The sequence below is a fragment of the Candidatus Nitrosacidococcus sp. I8 genome, from assembly GCF_945836005.1.
Classification (GTDB): Bacteria; Pseudomonadota; Gammaproteobacteria; order Nitrosococcales; family Nitrosococcaceae; genus Nitrosacidococcus.
In genome coordinates, this window is the sequence record NZ_OX241534.1 from 1,554,722 (window position 1) to 1,573,158 (window position 18,437).

At 38.6% G+C, this 18,437-nt stretch carries 18 protein-coding genes and 1 pseudogene; 4 read left to right on the top strand and 15 right to left on the bottom strand.

The features are described from left to right. Window positions 1–2: 2 nt before the first annotated feature. Window positions 3–1,832: a translational GTPase TypA gene (gene typA / locus OOL07_RS07640; protein WP_264695954.1), complete on the bottom strand. Its 1,830-nt coding sequence runs from the start codon at window positions 1,830–1,832 to the stop codon at window positions 3–5. Between the two features lie 81 nt (window positions 1,833–1,913). Beyond that, window positions 1,914–2,708 carry an inositol monophosphatase family protein gene (locus tag OOL07_RS07645; protein WP_264695955.1) on the bottom strand — a complete coding sequence of 265 codons (795 nt, stop codon included), beginning with the start codon at window positions 2,706–2,708 and terminating at the stop codon, window positions 1,914–1,916. Between the two features lie 144 nt (window positions 2,709–2,852). Between OOL07_RS07645 and OOL07_RS07650 the strand changes: the two genes are divergently transcribed. Continuing rightward, on the top strand, window positions 2,853–3,710 hold the full coding sequence (locus tag OOL07_RS07650) for an outer membrane protein assembly factor BamD (RefSeq protein ID WP_264695956.1): 858 nt from the start codon (window positions 2,853–2,855) through the stop codon (window positions 3,708–3,710). A gap of 1 nt (window position 3,711) precedes the next feature. Here the strand turns inward: OOL07_RS07650 and sucD are convergent, their stop codons facing one another. The 5 genes and pseudogenes from sucD to efp all read right to left on the bottom strand — a co-directional run bounded on the left by sucD (window position 3,712) and on the right by efp (window position 8,179). Then, window positions 3,712–4,581: a succinate--CoA ligase subunit alpha gene (gene sucD / locus OOL07_RS07655; RefSeq protein ID WP_264695957.1), complete on the bottom strand. Its 870-nt coding sequence runs from the start codon at window positions 4,579–4,581 to the stop codon at window positions 3,712–3,714. 13 nt (window positions 4,582–4,594) lie between these two features. Next, entirely contained in the window at window positions 4,595–5,752 is a 1,158-nt protein-coding gene (sucC, locus tag OOL07_RS07660) for an ADP-forming succinate--CoA ligase subunit beta (protein ID WP_264695958.1), read from the bottom strand. 29 nt (window positions 5,753–5,781) lie between these two features. Further along, window positions 5,782–6,555: pseudogene (locus OOL07_RS07665) on the bottom strand (SDR family oxidoreductase). A 49-nt stretch (window positions 6,556–6,604) separates the two neighbouring features. Next, on the bottom strand, window positions 6,605–7,603 hold the full coding sequence (gene epmA, locus OOL07_RS07670) for an EF-P lysine aminoacylase EpmA (protein WP_264695959.1): 999 nt from the start codon (window positions 7,601–7,603) through the stop codon (window positions 6,605–6,607). A 6-nt stretch (window positions 7,604–7,609) separates the two neighbouring features. After that, window positions 7,610–8,179: an elongation factor P gene (gene efp / locus OOL07_RS07675; RefSeq protein ID WP_264695960.1), complete on the bottom strand. Its 570-nt coding sequence runs from the start codon at window positions 8,177–8,179 to the stop codon at window positions 7,610–7,612. 62 nt (window positions 8,180–8,241) lie between these two features. Between efp and epmB the strand changes: the two genes are divergently transcribed. Then, a complete protein-coding gene (epmB, locus tag OOL07_RS07680; RefSeq protein ID WP_264695961.1) occupies window positions 8,242–9,240 on the top strand; it encodes an EF-P beta-lysylation protein EpmB in 999 nt (332 codons plus the stop codon). 10 nt (window positions 9,241–9,250) lie between these two features. On the opposite strand, the gene OOL07_RS07685 is transcribed toward epmB, so the two are convergent. From OOL07_RS07685 to mltB, 8 genes are all read right to left on the bottom strand, one after another. Continuing rightward, window positions 9,251–10,402 carry a citrate synthase gene (locus OOL07_RS07685; RefSeq protein ID WP_264695962.1) on the bottom strand — a complete coding sequence of 384 codons (1,152 nt, stop codon included), beginning with the start codon at window positions 10,400–10,402 and terminating at the stop codon, window positions 9,251–9,253. 75 nt (window positions 10,403–10,477) lie between these two features. Then, entirely contained in the window at window positions 10,478–11,446 is a 969-nt protein-coding gene (gene lipA / locus OOL07_RS07690; RefSeq protein ID WP_264695963.1) for a lipoyl synthase, read from the bottom strand. 9 nt (window positions 11,447–11,455) lie between these two features. Beyond that, the gene (gene lipB, locus OOL07_RS07695) at window positions 11,456–12,085 is read right to left on the bottom strand and encodes a lipoyl(octanoyl) transferase LipB (protein WP_264695964.1); all 630 of its coding nucleotides are present in this window, start codon (window positions 12,083–12,085) and stop codon (window positions 11,456–11,458) included. Between the two features lie 2 nt (window positions 12,086–12,087). After that, window positions 12,088–12,951, bottom strand: a complete 864-nt coding sequence (locus OOL07_RS07700) for a D-amino acid aminotransferase (RefSeq protein WP_264695965.1) — start codon at window positions 12,949–12,951, stop codon at window positions 12,088–12,090. Next, window positions 12,951–14,111 carry a D-alanyl-D-alanine carboxypeptidase family protein gene (locus tag OOL07_RS07705; protein WP_264695966.1) on the bottom strand — a complete coding sequence of 387 codons (1,161 nt, stop codon included), beginning with the start codon at window positions 14,109–14,111 and terminating at the stop codon, window positions 12,951–12,953. The genes OOL07_RS07700 and OOL07_RS07705 overlap by 1 nt, the downstream gene beginning before the upstream one ends. A gap of 87 nt (window positions 14,112–14,198) precedes the next feature. Then, window positions 14,199–14,597, bottom strand: coding sequence for a septal ring lytic transglycosylase RlpA family protein (locus OOL07_RS07710; protein WP_264695967.1), 399 nt, complete (start codon window positions 14,595–14,597; stop codon window positions 14,199–14,201). Between the two features lie 6 nt (window positions 14,598–14,603). After that, the gene (locus OOL07_RS07715) at window positions 14,604–15,404 is read right to left on the bottom strand and encodes a septal ring lytic transglycosylase RlpA family protein (protein WP_264695968.1); all 801 of its coding nucleotides are present in this window, start codon (window positions 15,402–15,404) and stop codon (window positions 14,604–14,606) included. A 21-nt stretch (window positions 15,405–15,425) separates the two neighbouring features. Next, a complete protein-coding gene (gene mltB, locus OOL07_RS07720; protein WP_264695969.1) occupies window positions 15,426–16,415 on the bottom strand; it encodes a lytic murein transglycosylase B in 990 nt (329 codons plus the stop codon). A 257-nt stretch (window positions 16,416–16,672) separates the two neighbouring features. On the opposite strand from mltB, the gene gatC reads away from it, so the two are divergent. Beyond that, window positions 16,673–16,960 carry an Asp-tRNA(Asn)/Glu-tRNA(Gln) amidotransferase subunit GatC gene (gatC, locus tag OOL07_RS07725; protein ID WP_264695970.1) on the top strand — a complete coding sequence of 96 codons (288 nt, stop codon included), beginning with the start codon at window positions 16,673–16,675 and terminating at the stop codon, window positions 16,958–16,960. Window positions 16,961–16,983: 23 nt separating this feature from the next. Further along, window positions 16,984–18,435 (top strand): Asp-tRNA(Asn)/Glu-tRNA(Gln) amidotransferase subunit GatA, encoded by a 1,452-nt coding sequence (gene gatA, locus OOL07_RS07730; protein WP_264695971.1) that lies wholly within the window; start codon window positions 16,984–16,986, stop codon window positions 18,433–18,435. Window positions 18,436–18,437 lie beyond the last annotated feature (2 nt).

An 18,437-nucleotide genomic window follows, 5' to 3' on the forward strand; every position in this document is an offset into this window, starting at 1 on the left:
TATTATAGTTCTGCTGCTACTTTTGTTCTAGAAGCACGTTTTCTTTCATGCTCTAACAGTAGTTTTTTACGTAACCGAATATGCTCTGGTGTCACTTCGACTAACTCATCATCATCAATAAACTCAAGGGCTTGTTCTAAACTAAAGCATATAGGCGGTGTAAGCAGGATATTTTCATCGCTACCGGCTGCTCGAATGTTGGTGAGTTGTTTCGCTTTCAATGGATTGACTACTAAGTCATTTTCCCGGCTATGAATTCCAATAACCATCCCTTCGTAAACTTCAGTGCCTGGGTTAATAAAGAGCCTGCCCCGCTCTTGTAATTTAAATAAGGCATAACCTAGGGCTTTACCCATACCGGTGGCAATGAGTACTCCGTTATTACGAGTCGTGATTTCTCCGGGTTTAATGGGTCCATAATGATCAAACACATGGTACATTAACCCAGTGCCTGAAGTGGCAGTCATAAATTCAGTTTGAAACCCAATTAATCCTCGAGAAGGGATCATATACTCTAGGCGTACCCGTCCTTTACCATCGGGGGTCATATTAGTAAGATCGCCTTTTCTGGTACCTAACTTTTCCATAATAGTACCTTGGTCTTCTGCTTCTACATCTGCAGTGAATTGCTCATAGGGTTCACAAAGCACGTCATCTATTTCTTTGATGATTACCTCTGGTCGAGAAACACCGAGTTCATAGCCCTCTCGGCGCATATTTTCAATGAGGATGGATAAGTGTAGTTCGCCTCTTCCTGAGACTTTAAATTTATCCGGATCCTCTCCCTCCTCTACCCGTAAAGCTACATTATGGATTAGTTCTCGCTCTAGGCGCTCTTTAATTTGACGGCTCGTAATATATTTTCCTTCCCGACCGGCAAAAGGAGAGTTATTGACTTGAAAGGTCATACTGACAGTAGGTTCATCTACTGTTAAGGGAGGTAAAGCCTCTACTTGACTAGGATCACAAAGAGTATCGGAAATTCTAATCTGATCAATGCCAGAGATAGCGATAATATCCCCAGCATTTGCTTCAGGAACTTCGGTACGTTTTAATCCAGTAAATCCCATGACTTGAAGAATTCGTCCTTTTCGACGGTTACCTTCCCGATCTACAATTTCTATCGGAAAATTAGTACGCACAGTTCCTCGTTGAATCCTACCTACCCCAATAGCCCCCACATAAGAGCTATAATCTAGGCTACTAATTTGCATCTGAAAAGGTCCTTCAAGACTCACATCTGGAGGAGGTACTCGAGCAATAACTTCTTCAAATAGGGGATCCATAGTACCAGAGCGTGCACTAGAATCATGGCTAGCGTAACCATTTAAGGCTGAAGTATAAATCACTGGAAAATCTAGTTGTTTGTCTGTAGCACCTAGTCGATCAAATAAATCAAAGGTTTGATCCAGCACCCAATCTGGACGGCTACCCAACCGATCAATTTTATTGATAACCACGATGGGGTTTAATCCCATATTAAAAGCTTTTTGAGTCACAAAACGAGTTTGCGGCATGGGACCATCCACCGCATCTACTAAAAGCAGTACTGAATCTACCATGGACAGTACCCGCTCTACTTCTCCACCAAAATCGGCATGACCAGGGGTATCTACAATGTTAATTCGATAATTATTCCATTCAATAGCGGTATTTTTAGCAAGAATGGTAATTCCACGTTCTCGCTCGAGATCATTGGAGTCCATAACCCGCTCACCCACACTTTCCCATGAATCGAAAGTGCCAGATTGTTTTAGGAGCTGATCAACTAGTGTGGTTTTACCATGATCAACGTGGGCAATAATCGCAATATTACGGAGCTTATTTAGCATAGATGATAGGAGGCGTTGATATAAATTAAAGTAATTATCTGTTATTTTTAAACAAGTATTATATATACACTTTAACTAGAATTATTCAAGTAAAGGATAGATAATTTGATAAATTTCTTTCTGAACAGATGGGGTACCTGCAATAACACTACCTGTAGTAAAACAGTCATGGCCTCCTGTAAAATCAGTGACAAAACCACCTGCCTCCCGGATAAGTAAAATGCCAGCGGCAATGTCCCAAGGTGCTAGATCCATTTCCCAAAAGCCATCGAGCCTACCTGATGCTACATAAGCTAGATCAAGTGCAGCTGAGCCGGGTCTACGAATATCACTTACATAGGGAAATAAAGCTTTAAAGGTGGCAAGATAAGTATCTAAGTAATGTTGTTTTTTAAAGGGGAATCCTGTGCCTAGTAATGCACCTTCTAATCCTTGTTGCTTACTTACTCGAACTCGCCGATCATTTAGGAAAGCACCACTACCTTTTGAGGCGGTAAAAATTTCTTGCCGTAGGGGATCATAAACTAATCCATGCTGTAACTGATCTTGATAGGTGATCCCAATAGAAACCGAAAACTGGGGAAATCCATGAAGGAAGTTAGTAGTACCATCTAAAGGATCAATAATCCAGGTCACTTCTTCTTTATTATTATGCCCTGTTAGTTCCCCCCCTTCTTCAGCTAGAATATTATGATGAGGGTAAGCCTTATGGATTGTTTTAATAATTTCTTGCTCGGCAAATCGATCCACATCGCTGACAAAATCATTACGGCCTTTTTCAGTAATTTCCAGATAATTTACTCGATCTAAGGATCGTACAATAATATTACCTGCATTACGGGCTGCCTGAGTAGCGATATTTAAAAGAGGATGCATAAATTATTAGAATAAATAACTTTTTAAAATTAGACTTAAATAGAGATTTTTATAGATGAATTTCTCAATTATACCTGATTTACATACGCAATATTGTGCCTCTATTTTAGCTTACGGCTATTTTATTTATTTTATAATTAAATCGTGCGAGTCTTTAAGATATTTATTTTATTAATTTTTTTTCTTTCCTTGGGAGGGTGCTCTGCGTTAAAGAATCTTAAAAAAAATGCAGATAAGGAAAAAGAAAAAAAAGAGGAGCAAGGTCGTAGTGAATGGACAGTAGATCGCTACTACGCTGAGGCAAAGTCCAAACTTGAGTCCGAAGAGTATAAAGATGCGGCGAAACTCTATGAGCAGCTAGAATCTCGCTACCCTTTTGGGGAATATGCCCAACAATCTCTGTTAGAATCTGCCTATGCCTATTATAAAACTAATCAAGACGAATCAGCCATTGCCTCCATTAACCGATTTATTCAACTCTACCCGCTAAATAAAAATCTGGATTATGCTTACTACCTAAAAGGGCTGGTAAATTTTAATCGGGGTGTGGGGATCATTCAAAAATATGTCCCTTACGATGAAACCCAGAGAGATCCTGCCTCTGCTGAGGAATCTTTAAAAGATTTTAAATCTGTAGTACAAAGATTTCCTAACAGTCAATATGCTAAAGATGCCGGTCAACGAATTGTTTACCTACGCAACCGGCTGGCTCAACATGAACTTAATGTAGCCCACTATTATATGAGGCGAAACGCTTATGTTGGTGCTATTAACCGTGCCCAATATGTAGTGGAAAACTATCAGCGTACCCCAGCTGTGCCGGAAGCTTTAACGATTATGGTGCGAGGTTACAAAATTTTAGGGTTAGATGATTTAGCTAAAAATAATTTTGAAATTCTTGAACGTAACTACCCAGGATATTTTGGGGTATCTCGAGCTAAAGAACTTAAAATTATTAAAGAAAAACAAGGAGAAATCACTGGCACTACCACTAAAAAATAGCTTAAGAAATCTGCTCTGCCATTCTGATTCCCATATCTGCTGGAGAGTGGGCGATAGTGATACCGGCATTTTGTAGTGCATTAATTTTATCTTCTGCTTTTCCTTGGCTACCACTAATAATTGCCCCAGCATGACCCATCCGCTTTCCTTTAGGGGCCGTGATTCCTGCAATGTAGGCAACCACAGGCTTGGTAATATGTTCTTGAATATAGCGAGCAGCCTCTTCTTCAGCGCTACCCCCAATTTCTCCAACTAAAATAATACCTTCCGTTTGGGGATCTTCTTGAAAGAGTTTAAGACAATCAATAAAATTCATGCCTTGGATAGGATCGCCCCCAATCCCAATACAGGTACTTTGACCTAATCCTTGCTGGGTGGTTTGATGCACTGCCTCATAGGTTAAAGTACCAGATCTAGAAATAATACCTACCTTTCCAGGTTGATGGATATTGCCAGGCATAATGCCAATTTTACAAGCACCCGGAGTAATAATCCCAGGACAATTTGGACCAATTAAATAAGATGAACTACCTATAAGTGCTCTTTTCACTTTAAGCATATCAAGAATAGGAATTCCTTCAGTAATGCAGACAATAATTTCTATTCCTGAATCGGCTGCTTCCAAAATTGCATCAGCAGCAAGGGCAGCGGGTACGTAGATCATGGTGGCATTAGCTCCCGTAGCTTTGACTGCCTCTGCTACCGTATTAAATACAGGACGAGCTAAATGGGTTTGACCACCTTTACTTGGCGTAACACCGCCTACCAGTTGTGTACCATATTTTATTGCTTGCTCTGAGTGAAAAGTCCCTTGTTTACCAGTAAATCCTTGGCAAATAACTCGAGTATGGTGACTAATTAATATGCTCATTTTCTAATTTAATTTAAGGTTGGGCAGCGAGAACCGCCTTATGGGCAGCATCAGTAAGATCATTGGCTGATATTAAATTTAGCCCGCTTTTAGCAAGTAAATTTCTACCCTGATCTGCATTGGTTCCTGCTAAGCGCACCACAACAGGAAGCTGTAAATTTACTTCTTTCACTGCTTGAATAATCCCTTCTGCAATAAGATCGCAGCGGACAATTCCACCAAAAATGTTAATTAAAATAGATTTGACTGTACCATCAGCTAAAATGAGCTTAAATGCCTCTGCAACCCGTTCAGCAGTAGCAGTACCGCCTACATCTAAGAAATTAGCCGGATTACCTCCATGGAGTTTAATTAAATCCATAGTTGCCATGGCTAATCCTGCTCCATTGACCATACAGGCGATATCCCCCTCTAGAGCTACATAATTTAACCCATAGGATCTTGCTTTAACTTCTCTTTGATCTTCTTGGGTAGTATCCCTTAGAGTATCCCAATAGGGGTGGCGAAAACTGGCATTATCATCTAAAACAATTTTTGCATCTAATGCAACTAAAGTACCCTGATCAGTAATTGCTAAGGGATTTATCTCTACTAAACTCGCATCGTGATCGATAAACAGTTGATATATTTGCTCCATAATGTGTTTTAACTGTTTATGCTGATCAGGATTTAACTTAAGGGCAAACCCGATTTGGCGACATTGATAAGACATTAACCCCATTACTGGATGAATACCTAGCTGAAGTATTTCATCAGAATGAGTGTGCGCCACTTGTTCAATATCTATTCCCCCGTGCTCCGAGGCGACAATAGTAATTTGATTAAGTTGGCGGTTAATTGTAAAAGCAAGATAGCACTCTTGAATAATAGTAGAGGCTTCTTCAATTAAAATATGATATACAGGTAGCCCCCGTACTGAAGTTTGATTAGTAGCTAAGCGGTCCCCTAAAAGCTGATTGCAAAAATCTAAGATCTTATTTGGGTTATCACTGACTAAAACCCCACCTGCTTTACCTCGTCCTCCTGCATGAATTTGAGCTTTAGCTACCCAGCGGTGATTAGAGCTAAATAGCTCAGTGATTTTAGTATTAGAGTCTATTACTTTTCCCTTAGGGATAGGGATTTTATATTGAGTAAATAACTCTTTTGCCTGAAATTCATGCAAGATCATAGATTAAAATTTAATAAGGTTATTTATATTTATTTAGTGGTATAGCCACCATTAATCAAAATAGTTTGACCAGTAACCCACCAGCCATCACTTACTAGATGGCGAACAAATGGGATGACATTTTCAATATCGGTTAATCCAGTTTTACTAAAAGGAGAAAGAGCCGCTGCAGTTTTATGATAAGCAACTGCCTCTGGACCTTCAGCGGGATAGAAAAATGGCGTATCCATTGGACCCGGACCTACTGCGGTCACTGAAATACCTCGTGCTCCAAATTCTTTAGCAGCCGCTCGAGTAAAATGCTCAACTGCTACTTTAGTGCCTGCATAAGTTGCATAAAATGGGGTAAACGCACCTAATAAGGAAGTGACTAAGGTGAGGATTTTTCCATTGTCATTGGCATGTTTTCCAGCCTCCTTAAGGAAGAAAAACGCAGTCTTACTATTAATTGCAGCCATTTTATCATACTCAGCTTCGCTTATTTCTACTAGGGGTTTTTTCAATACCTTACCTACCGTATTGATTGGAATATCAGGTCAACCTATTGCGGCAATGGCATCTGAGAACAATTTTTCCATAGCACTTGCCGTAGTTAAATCTGCTTGTAAGGCGATTGCTTTGGTACCTGTTTTTTCAATTTTGGCAACAACAGAATCAGCTTCTGCTTTATTTGCTAGACTATGATAATGGATTGCTATTGCTTTAGCTCCCTGTGCAGCAAGATCTTTTGCAGTCAATCCACCTAGATTTTTTGCTCCTCCTGTAATTAAAACGACTTTACCCTTAATACTATGGTGAGACATGGTAGAAAACTCCTAGAGATATATCTATTTCAAATAAGTATAATTAATTTTAAGCGAGATCTATAGGGAAAGTAAGCACCTCTTTGATATGCTGGCTACCTAGCTGTAGCATCAATAAACGATCGATGCCAAGTGCTACCCCAGCACAGTTTGGTAAGCCATGAGCAAGTGCTGCTAAAAGTCTTTTATCCATAGAGATACCTGCTAATCCATGTTCCTTTCGATAGGTTAAATTTTCCTTAAATCGTTGGAGTTGCTCTTCGTAATTGGCTAGTTCATAGTAGCCATTGGCTAGTTCGACTCCTTGATAATATACTTCAAACCGTTCTGCTATTTGGGTTGAATCGGTAGTTGAAATAGGACGAGTACGAGCAAGTTGTGCCTCAGAGGCAGGATAGTGATAAATAAAATAAGGACATTCATGACCTAAATTAGGTTCTATCACTGTTGATAAAAGGAAGTCTAAATAGGTTTGCCGGGGCAGTATATCATCTACTTTAGCATGATAGAATCCATAATCTATAGCAAGCTGCGCTAGATCTTTATCAGAGACAGTGAATACATCTACTTTAAAATAATGATCGAACAATTCTTGGTAGGTTATTTTAGTATGGGTAGATGTTCTTAAAATCCGTGATAGTAGAGAATCTACCTCATCCATAAGATCAAAATGATCAAAATCTACTCGATACCATTCTAGTAAACTAAATTCAGGATTGTGATAACGCCCTACTTCTCCGCTACGAAATGCTTTAGTAATCTGATAAATAGATCCTATGCCATTTGCAAGTAAGCGCTTCATGGCATATTCAGGGGAAGTTTGTAAAAATAATGGCTGGGATTTTGAAGAGGCTGTAGTCTGACAAGAAGCTACTATATTTTCGAGGTGAGGAGCTATTGTACCTGATTGGGAGAGTATGGGTGTTTCTACTTCTAATACATCTCGCTGGGCAAAAAAAGATCTAATATTGGTCAGCAATTGTGCACGGGCAACTAAAGCTGCTTTAGTTGCCGTAGGTTGCCATTGAACTCCCTGTTCTGCTTCCATGTAAATTTATTCTTTTGCCCGTTCTACATAACTTCCAGTACGGGTATCTATTTTTAACACATCATCAACATTAACAAATAAAGGTACTCTGACTACTGCCCCTGTTTCTAAGGTAGCTGGTTTACTTCCACCTCCAGAGGTATCTCCACGTAATCCAGGATCGGTTTCAGTTACCTTTAGAATAACAAAATTAGGTGGCTCAACAGATAAAGGTACCCCATCCCATAAAGTCACAGTGCATTCATCCTGTTCTTTAAGCCACTTTGTTGAATCTCCAACAATTTGAGCATCTGCTGTGTATTGTTCAAAACTTGAAGGGGACATGAAGTGCCAAAGTTCTCCATCATTGTAAAGATATTGAAGTTGGGTTTCTAAAACATCCGCACCTTCTAGAGTATCCCCAGATTTAAAGGTGCGATCAATAACTCGTCCTGTTTTTAAATTACGTAATTTTACCCGATTAAAAGCTTGGCCCTTGCCCGGTTTTACAAATTCATTTTCTAAGACATTATAAGGATCTCCATCCATCATCACCTTAAGTCCAGATTTAAATTCACTTGTGCTATAAATTGCCATAAGGTTCTCCAAAAAATAACAAGGTTAAAAACTAAATCCCTATCTGGGTTACACTGCCCATTATGATAAAGCAATTTTTAGATTCTCCGCAGTCTTGGCAAACAGAGCTTGCTAATGCTATCCATGATCCAAAGGAATTATTAACTTTAATGGAATTGGATCACTATCCTCAAGAAATAAGCAAATCCATTGAGCATAGATTTCCCTTAAGAGTGCCCCATAGCTATGTTGCTCGAATGAAAAAAGGAGATCCTAATGATCCTTTATTTCTTCAAGTGTTTCCCTTAGCTATAGAAGATGAAATAGATCCTAATTTTAGTTTAGATCCAGTGGGAGATTTAGCAGCTACCACTGTATCCGGTGTTCTGCAAAAATATATAGGCAGAGTACTCTTAATCACTACAGGTGCTTGTGCCATTAATTGCCGCTACTGCTTTCGTCGCCACTTCCCTTATGCTGAGCATCATGCAGTAAAAAATCATTGGAAGGAGGCACTTCAATATATTGCTCAAGATTCTACCATTAAAGAGGTTATTCTAAGTGGGGGTGATCCTTTAGTACTCTCTGATAATCGTTTAGCTAATTTAGTACAAAAACTAGAAGAGATCCCTCATGTAAAGCGACTTAGAATTCATACTCGATTGCCTATTGTTCTTCCTGAGCGAATCAATGAATCGCTACTTTATTGGTTAGGTAACACCTCTTTACAAAAAATTATGGTGATTCATACCAACCATGCCAATGAAATTGATCAGAATATAGCCTCAGTACTTAGAAAGCTTTCAGATATAGGATGTTATCTATTTAACCAAACTGTATTGCTACGAAAGATTAATGATGAAGTAGATATTTTAGCGAACTTAAGTGAACGGTTATTTGAGGTAGGTGTAATCCCTTATTATCTTCACATGTTAGATAAAGTCCAAGGAGCAGCCCATTTTAAAGTGGATTTAATAAAAGCTCAGAGCTTATATAAGAAGCTGCGTACTCAGTTGCCCGGATATTTAGTTCCTTTACTAGTACAGGAGAAAGCGGGTGCACCTAATAAACTACCCTTATAGTAGGCAGTAGTTAGCGCTTATCTAAGGGAGTATAAGATTGTAAAGAGTTGCCAATATAAATTTGGGTAGGGCGGAAAATTCGATTATCAGATCGTTGTTCTAGCCAGTGAGCTAACCAACCTGCAGATCGAGCAATAGCAAATAAGGGGGTAAATTGAGTAGTAGGAATTCCTAATTCTGTATATAAAATCCCTGAGTAAAAATCTACATTTGGATAAATATTTTTATGACCCATACGATCAGCCATTTCCTGCTCTAGGGTAAAAGCAATTTCTAAAATTTGGCTTACTTTATCTTCTTTCTGATCAATAAGTTGTGCGATAAGATCCTGTAGGATCTTAGCTCGAGGGTCTTTAACTTTATAAATTCGGTGACCAAATCCCCAAATTTTCTGCTTTTTTTGTAGCTGCGTATCAAGCCATGGAGTCACATTTTTAGGGCTACCAATTTCAGTTAGCATCTTGATAACCTGTTCATTAGCCCCCCCATGAAGTGGGCCTGATAGGGTGCCAATCGCTGCAGAAATCACGCTATAGGGATTTGCCAGGGTAGATCCGGTTACTAAAGTAGCGAAGGTAGATGCATTAATCGTATGTTCTGCATGGAGTATGAGGCAGATATCTAGTATTTTACTAATATGTGAATCAGGCACTTTACCATGAAGCATATAAAGAAAATTCTGAGCAACAGAGAGATCAGATCGAGGAGGGGTAAAGTCTTGCCCTCTAGTGGCTCGATCCCATAGAGCAGCTATAGTAGGTATCGATCCTATAATCTTAATAGCTATTTCAAAAGCTTCATTATATTGGAGATCGTATACACTGTAGTTATTAGAAGATACGCCTAAAGAAGAAACTCCCGTTTGTAAGGCTGCCATAGAAGATCCGCTTTTAGGTAACCCCTCCATAACTTGCTGTACATAGTAGGGTATAAAATAACTTTTTTTTATTTTAGTTATGAAGCTAGTTAGATTTTTCGCTGTAGGTAATTCTCCGCTTAATAATAAAAAAATTACCTCTTCAAAAGTACTATAGCGAGCAAGTTCTTCAATAGGATAACCACGATAGAATAAGGCACCTTGCTTACCATCCATATTTGAAATACTAGATTGAGTTGCAGGAATCCCTTCCAACCCTGGAGAATAGTTATCCTTTATATCCAATAACAAGCACTCCCATTTTTAAATGATTAAAAATAGCTAAAATTTATAAAAAGTTTGATTAAACCTTAGTTACAGTTACTTAACTGTTTCCCCTGCTGCTTGCATATCTGCATGATAAGAGGAGCGTACCATAGGACCACTTGCTACTCGACTAAATCCCATTGCTCTGGCTTTCTTCCCTAGCTCATGGAATTCTTCTGGTGTGACAAATCGTTGTACAGCTAAGTGATAACGGCTGGGTTGTAAGTATTGGCCTATAGTGATCATATCACACTGATGATCCCTTAAATCCTTCATTACTTGTACTACTTCCTCTAAATCTTCCCCTAATCCAAGCATGATTCCAGATTTTGTTGGAATATTAGGGTGGGCTTCCTTGAAACGTGCAAGCAATTGCAAGGACCATAAATAATCTGCCCCTGGCCGCACTGCTTTATAAAGCCGAGGAATAGTTTCTAAATTATGGTTAAAAATATCGGGAGGATCTGGAATTAGAGCAGCAAGAGCTTTATCCATACGCCCCCTAAAATCGGGTACTAAGGTTTCAATCAGGGTATTAGGGGTGTAAGTGCGTAGCGCACGAATACATGCGGCAAAATGAGCTCCCCCACCATCTCGCAAGTCATCCCGATCTACCGAGGTCACTACCACATGACGCAATTTCATTGCCTGCACTGCTTTAGCTAAGTGTTCAGGCTCTTCAACATCTAAGGGATCAGGTCGACCGTGGGCAACATCACAAAAAGGGCAGCGACGAGTACAAATATCCCCCATAATGAGGAACGTAGCTGTTCCGTGACCAAAACATTCTCCTAAATTAGGACATGAGGCTTCTTCACATACCGTGTGTAATTGGTGCTCCCGAAGTAATTTCTTTATTCTAGTTACTTCTGGACTAATAGGTGCTTTAGCCCTAATCCAACTGGGTTTAGGCTGTCGCTGTGTTGTAGGTTCAATTTTAATGGGGATACGTGCAACTTTAGAAGCACCTTTTAAACTCTGTATATCCCGTATTGTTTCTTCTGAAGGAGAATGATTACTCATTTGAAAACTCTATTTACTTTCTAGCTGTTTGGCTAAGTTTTTAGCGAGATCTAACCCAACTTCTTCTGGATTTAAATTTACGCTCAAACTTTTTAAGTCCGTAACTTCCAATCCAGGGTAGCCACAAGGATCGATATAGGAAAATGGTGAAAGATCCATGGCTACATTCATACTTAACCCATGGTAGGCATACCCTTTTCGTACCCGTAACCCAAGGGAGGCAATTTTTTTATTATCTACATAGACTCCAGGTGCGTTTATTTTAGGTTCTCCATAAAGATCAACTGATTGTAATAAACTAATTACCGACTGTTCTAGCATCTTTACTAATACTTTGATTCCTAGCTCTCTTCGTTTTAAATCGAGCAGGGTATAGAGGATGATTTGTCCAGGACCATGGTAGGTGACTTGACCTCCCCGATCACAATGAACCACTGGAATACCTCTTGTATCTCGTATATAAAGAATTTTACCATTAAGTCCTAAAGTAAATATAGGCGGATGCTCTACTATCCATAACTCATCAGGGGTGTCTATAGTTCTAGACTTGGTAAAATTCTGCATTGCGTGCCATATTTGAGTGTATTCTTGGCAACCTAATGTTTTTATTTTTATGCTACGGGATTGACTGATTATCAACGCTAGCTCTGATACATTCCTAGACGTATTTTTTCTTTATAGGCTTGATAATGATGATTAAGTTGTTGCCACTTAATTCCGGGTTTTCCAGTACCTACTGGAGCTCCATTTAATGTAGTCACTGGTAAAATCTCTCGGGTTGAGCTAGTCAGCCAAATTTCATCTGCATGGTGTAAATCATGAGTAGAAATTTTAGCCTCTTCACAAGAAATATTTGCCTCTCTTGCGAGTTCCAGCACCAAATCCCGAGTAATACCGGAGAGTAATTCAGAGCTTACCGGTGGTGTTCTTAGTTGCTCGTCTGTGACAATAAATACATTACTTGCTGCTCCTTCAGTAACTTGATCATCTTTTAATAAAATCGCTTCCTGCATTCCAGTAGCTACTGCTTCTTGGCGTAACAATACATTAGCTAATAATGCGATAGATTTAATATGGCACCATTGCCAGCGAATATCTTCTAAAGTAATTGTACTGATACCCTTCTGTAGCCAATGCTCTGGAACAGATTTAATGGGGTTACTCATGGCAAACACAGTAGGTTGAATGTCCTTAGGAAAAGCGTGATCCCGTGGTGCAACACCTCGAGTAATTTGCAAATAAACTGCTTGATCTAGTCCTTCATTTTGTAAAATAAGTTGCTGTAAAATAGATTGCCATTGATCTAAGGACATAGGATTTTCTAAATGAATACCTTGTAAGCTATGCTCAAGCCGATCTAAATGAGCGTGCAGTCGAAAAAAATGTTTTCCATAAGCTGGAATAACCTCATAAATTCCATCAGCAAGTAAAAATCCTCGATCCAATACAGAAACTTTAGCCTCTGTTAAAGGCAGGAATGCTCCATTAAGATAGACAATCGGCATCAAGGTGTTTCTTTAGAAAAGAGAGACGAAACCCAGTCAGACATTTTTTGCCATCGATTTCCTTCTGGGATAGCGGTTAATGCTATTAAAGGTTTTTCAAGAATTGGGTCGCCTTTAAATTTAACAGTAATTGCTCCTAGCTCTTCTCCTTTTTTTATAGGTGCAATAATAGGGTTTGTCACTTGAATCGCTGAGGATAATTTTTTCCATTGTCCCCGGGGAAGTACTACTGCTAAATCATGAGCAACCCCTAATGATATTTCCTTTTCAGCACCTCTACGTACTGAGGTGTTAGTAATAGGCTCTAGAGCACTATAAATATTATTAGTTTCATAGAAACGAAATCCATAATTTAATAGGGCAAGTGCCTCATTGGCACGTGATTGTGGGCTTTTCGATCTCATAATTACAGAAATTAATCGCATATCTTCTCTCTTTGCTGAGGAGACCAAGCAATAGCCTGCTGCCTTAGTGTATCCTGTTTTAAGACCATCCACGCTAGGATCTCTTTTTAAAAGAGTATCTCGATTATATTGAGCAATACCATTATAGGTAAAACTCTCTTGAGAGAACCAACCATAGTATTCAGGAAAATCCTGAATAATGGCTCGTGCTAGAGTAGAGATATCTCGTGCAGTCGCATAATGATTATCACTAGGCAATCCTGTACTGTTCATAAAGTGAGATCCAGTCATACCTAGTTTTTGTGCTTGTTGATTCATTATGGCAGCAAATACTTCTTCTGTACCTGCAATATGCTCTGCTAGGGCAACACTAGCATCATTACCTGATTGAATCACCATGCCTTTAATCAATATTTCTACAGGTATCTGGGTATTAACTTCGATAAAAGTACGCGATCCCCCCGTTCTCCAAGCATGTTCGCTAATAAGTACTTGATCTTCTAAGTGGAGGTTACCCCGTTTAAGTTCACTAAATACTATATAAGCGGTCATTAGCTTTGTGATACTAGCAGGAGCAACTCTCTGATCTGCTTGAGATTCTGCAATAATTTGCCCCGTTTTAAAATCCTCTAAGACATAGGATCTAGCACTTATAGAGGGAGGATCTGGAACAGGTATTATCGTCTCTCCAAAAGCAATTGTATTTGCAAAGAGCAAGAAAAAAACATGCCAAATAAAGAAGTGGTGTAATTTCATCTTTACCAATCAAGTCACCAATTAAATTTTGAAACCAATACTATATAGGTAACACAAAATACGAGAATTTAACAAATAAATACTTAATTATTTTAGGTTGATAGATTCTACTTTAACCGGATCTAATCCAGATTTATTTAAACCAATTTTTTCGGCTGCAGCACGGGAGAGATCGATAATTCGTTCTCCATGGAATCCTCCCCGATCATTGATTTTAACAATGACCTGCTGATCGTTTTTTAAATTAGTGACTAACACATAGCATCCAAAAGGCAGGGTGCGATGAGCTGCAGTCATCTGATTTTCATCAAAAATCTCTCCGCTTGCAGTAGGGCGACCTTGAAATTTACCGCCATACCAAGAAGCTACTCCCTTCTCTTGATACCCTAGACATTTTTGCTTAGGTGATTCTTTTTTACCAAAAGCAGTATTAGTTGCTATCAACAATAGCCCGCAATATATTAAAAATAAACGATGTAATTTCATTCTTACTTATTGAATAATGACATAGTCAGAAAAACCCATACTCGGGAGTTCTTGAATTAAATTGTGAAATATTTTCTCGTCAGAGATGGGGCCAATCCGCACTTGATGGAGCAGTGCTTGCTGCTGTAGAGCAGAATTAATTTCTACCGGAAATTGAATAGTAGTCTGTACTTTTTTTTGTAACTCAGTAGCAGCACTTCGATTTTGAAAAGATCCCACTTGAATATAAAAATTTTTAGAAGCTGGCTTTTTCTTATCTACAGTTTCGAGTGTTATTGCTCGCACTTCAACTGGGCCAGTTCCAGGATTTACTAAATCAAGCTTTAAAGCTGCGGTATAGGAGAGATCAATAACACGATTATTGTAAAAAGGGCCTCGATCATTAATTTTTACGACAACCTGGCGACCATTATTTAAGTTTGTAACTAGCACGTAACATTCAAAAGGCAAACTACGATGAGCTGCCGTCATACCATACATATTATAGGTTTCTCCATTAGCTGTGGTACGACCATGAAATGTACCACCATACCAAGAAGCAGTACCTGCTTCCTCAAATCCTAAGCAATTTTTAAATGTATAGTAGCGGTGCCCATCTATCTCATAAGAGGAAGCAATCTCTTTATCAAACTTTACTTTTGACTTAGGAGGATGAATCAATTCAGAATTATTATCTTCGTTATAAGCAGGTCTGTAAGGGGGAATATATTTTCTATTATATTGATTAATTAGATTAGGATTGCTACAGGAAACCACTGAGAGGATAGATAGAAATAATGAAAAAATAACAAGCGTACTATATTTCATACACTAATAAAAAAATAGTGTTTATTCCTGCTGTACTTGTTGCTTTATCTCCTCTGCAAGTTGATAAACGGCAGTAGCGTAAAAAAGACTTGGATTATATCGGGTAATCGCATAAAAATTATAAAATCCTAGGAGGACCTGAGTTTGTTTTAGCCCCTCAAGTTCAAATACAGCAACTAATTTATCTTTAAAAGTAGGTTGTAGTCCTGGAATTTTAATCCCTTGTCTTATTAGATCCTGTAGAGGAATAGAAGGCTTCAACCCTTGATGTAGCCATGGCTGATAATCCACGTTGCCTGGATTTATCATTTGCGCAATAGGAGTCCCAGCCTGCCATCCTCCCTTTTGTTTTAAAAAATTAGCTACACTACCAATAGCATCGGTTGAATTTCCCCAAATATCCCTTCTACCATCCTGATCAAAATCTACTGCATAACTCCGAAAACTATCTGGCATAAACTGAATGTACCCCATAGCGCCCGCATAAGATCCCATAAACCAATAAGGATCTCTTTTTTCCTCTCGAGTTAATAATAAAAACTCTTCCAACTGCTGGCGAAAAAATTTACCCCTTGAAGGGTAGTGAAACCCTAGCGTAAATAGAGAATCAAAAACATGATATTTACCTGCGTTGCTTCCATAACTACTCTCTATACCGATAATTGCAGTAATAATTTCTGCAGGAACGCCAAATTTTTGCTGTGCTCTGGATAGAATATCTCGATTCATTCTCCAAAAACTTATACCATCCTTAATACGCTTAGGAGTCACTAAAATACTACGATACTCGCTCCAAGGCTTACTTTTTTCTGCTGGCTTTGAGATAAGTCGTAATATATTTTCATTAATTTTTGCCTTTTCAAATAATTGATCTAATTCAGATTCGTCAAACTGATATCGCTTTACCATATGATGAATGAATTGAGTTACCTCAACTGAGCTATTCTCAGCAGTAACTGTAGTCGTAATGAATAAGGCAAAAAATAAAACAAAAAAAATATATTTATTCATTAAAAAATTAATGTAGTAATTTTAGATATTGTATTAGTAGTTCTATATTCTAGACGAATAATAGTACTTTTACTTAGTTATAACCGTTAACTTAGATTTTAGCTTAATGCTAAAATAATATACTATTTAGAGTAGTTTAAACTTTTGTGTAATTCATGCTCTAGAAAACGTAAAGACACTTGTTTTTTACCTTTAGTTCTAAGTTATATTTACTTTAAGAAGTGATTTGCTAATTCAAATTTGAAATTAAGAAAGTCATGACACTAAAACCCTCTGATGTTGAGCGTATCGCATACTTAGCACGGCTTGACATTAACACTAAAGATATTCCAGCTTACACTGAAAATTTGAGCCATATTCTTGAGTTTGTTGCACAAATGGATCAAGTAGATGTCTCAGGTATAACACCTATTTCCCATCCCTTAGGTGCTCATCAACGACTACGTTCTGATGAAGTGACAGAGACAGATAAGCGAGAAGTATTTCAAATAAATGCTCCTAGCGTTGAAGCTGGTGTTTATCTTGTCCCTAAGGTTATTGAATAATTAAATTTTTTGGAAACCAGTTCATGCATAATAAATCCTTAGTTCAGCTGGCTAAAGCTCTTAGAGCGGGTGAGTTCACCAGCCAAGAGTTGACTCAGCACTACCTTGATCGGATTGAACAATTTGATAAGGATTTAAATAGCTTTATCACTATAGCTTCTGATTCTGCAATTACACAGGCGAAAGTTGCTGATACGTTACTACAAAGAAATAAGGGTGGACCGTTGACAGGTATCCCTATTGCCCATAAAGATATTTTTTGCACTGCAGGGGTCAAGACAAGCTGTGGCTCTAAAATGCTAGATAATTTTATTGCACCCTATGATGCTACTGTAGTAACTCAGCTTAAAGCGGCGGGTGTTGTGTTACTAGGTAAGACAAATATGGATGAGTTTGCTATGGGCTCTAGTAATGAGACAAGTTTCTATGGCTCGGTAAAAAATCCTTGGGATCATAATAGGGTGCCTGGTGGCTCCTCTGGTGGTTCTGCAGCAGCAGTAGCTGCAAGATTAACACCTATGGCTACAGGGACGGATACAGGAGGATCGATTCGTCAACCTGCTTCTTTATGCGGTATTACTGGCTTAAAGCCTACTTACGGTCGGGTATCTCGCTATGGGATGATTGCATTTGCCTCAAGTCTTGATCAAGGCGGCCCTATGACGCGTACTGCTGAGGATGCTGCTTTATTATTAAGTAGTATGGCAGGGTTTGATAAAAAAGATTCTACATCTCTCAATGAACCAGTACCCTCCTATCTTGATTTTCTTGAAAATAGCCTTAAAGACGTGAAAATTGGAATTCCTAAAGAATATTTTGGTGAAGCATTATCCGCAGATGTGGGTGCGGTTATTGAGAGCGGAATTAAGGAATTTGAAAAATTAGGTGCTCAAATTAAAGAAATTAGCTTACCTAATAGCCAACTGGTAGCACCTACTTATTATGTAGTAGCTCCTGCAGAGTGTTCTTCAAACCTTTCTCGATATGATGGGGTTCGCTTTGGTCATCGTTGTGGCGATCCTAAAGATTTGCTTGATCTCTATTGTCGATCTCGAGGAGAGGGATTTGGTGCTGAAGTTAAACGTCGTATTTTAATAGGTACGTATGTACTCTCTGCGGGCTATTATGATGCTTATTATCTTAAAGCACAAAAGTTACGCCATCTTATTAGCAATGATTTTAAGGAAGCATTTAACCAAGTAGATGTAATTATTAGTCCGACCTCGCCTTCTCCTGCTTTTAAGCTTGGAGAGAAGGTGGCTGATCCAGTTGCAATGTATTTAGCTGATATTTACACCATTGGGGCAAATTTAGCAGGGCTACCGGCAATTTCAATTCCGGCTGGAATAAGCCATGAATTACCGGTAGGATTACAAATTATAGGTAATTATTTTGAGGAATCCAAATTGCTTAATATGGCACATCGCTATCAGCAAAACACTGACTGGCATCTAAAAACTCCGAAAGGATATTAAAA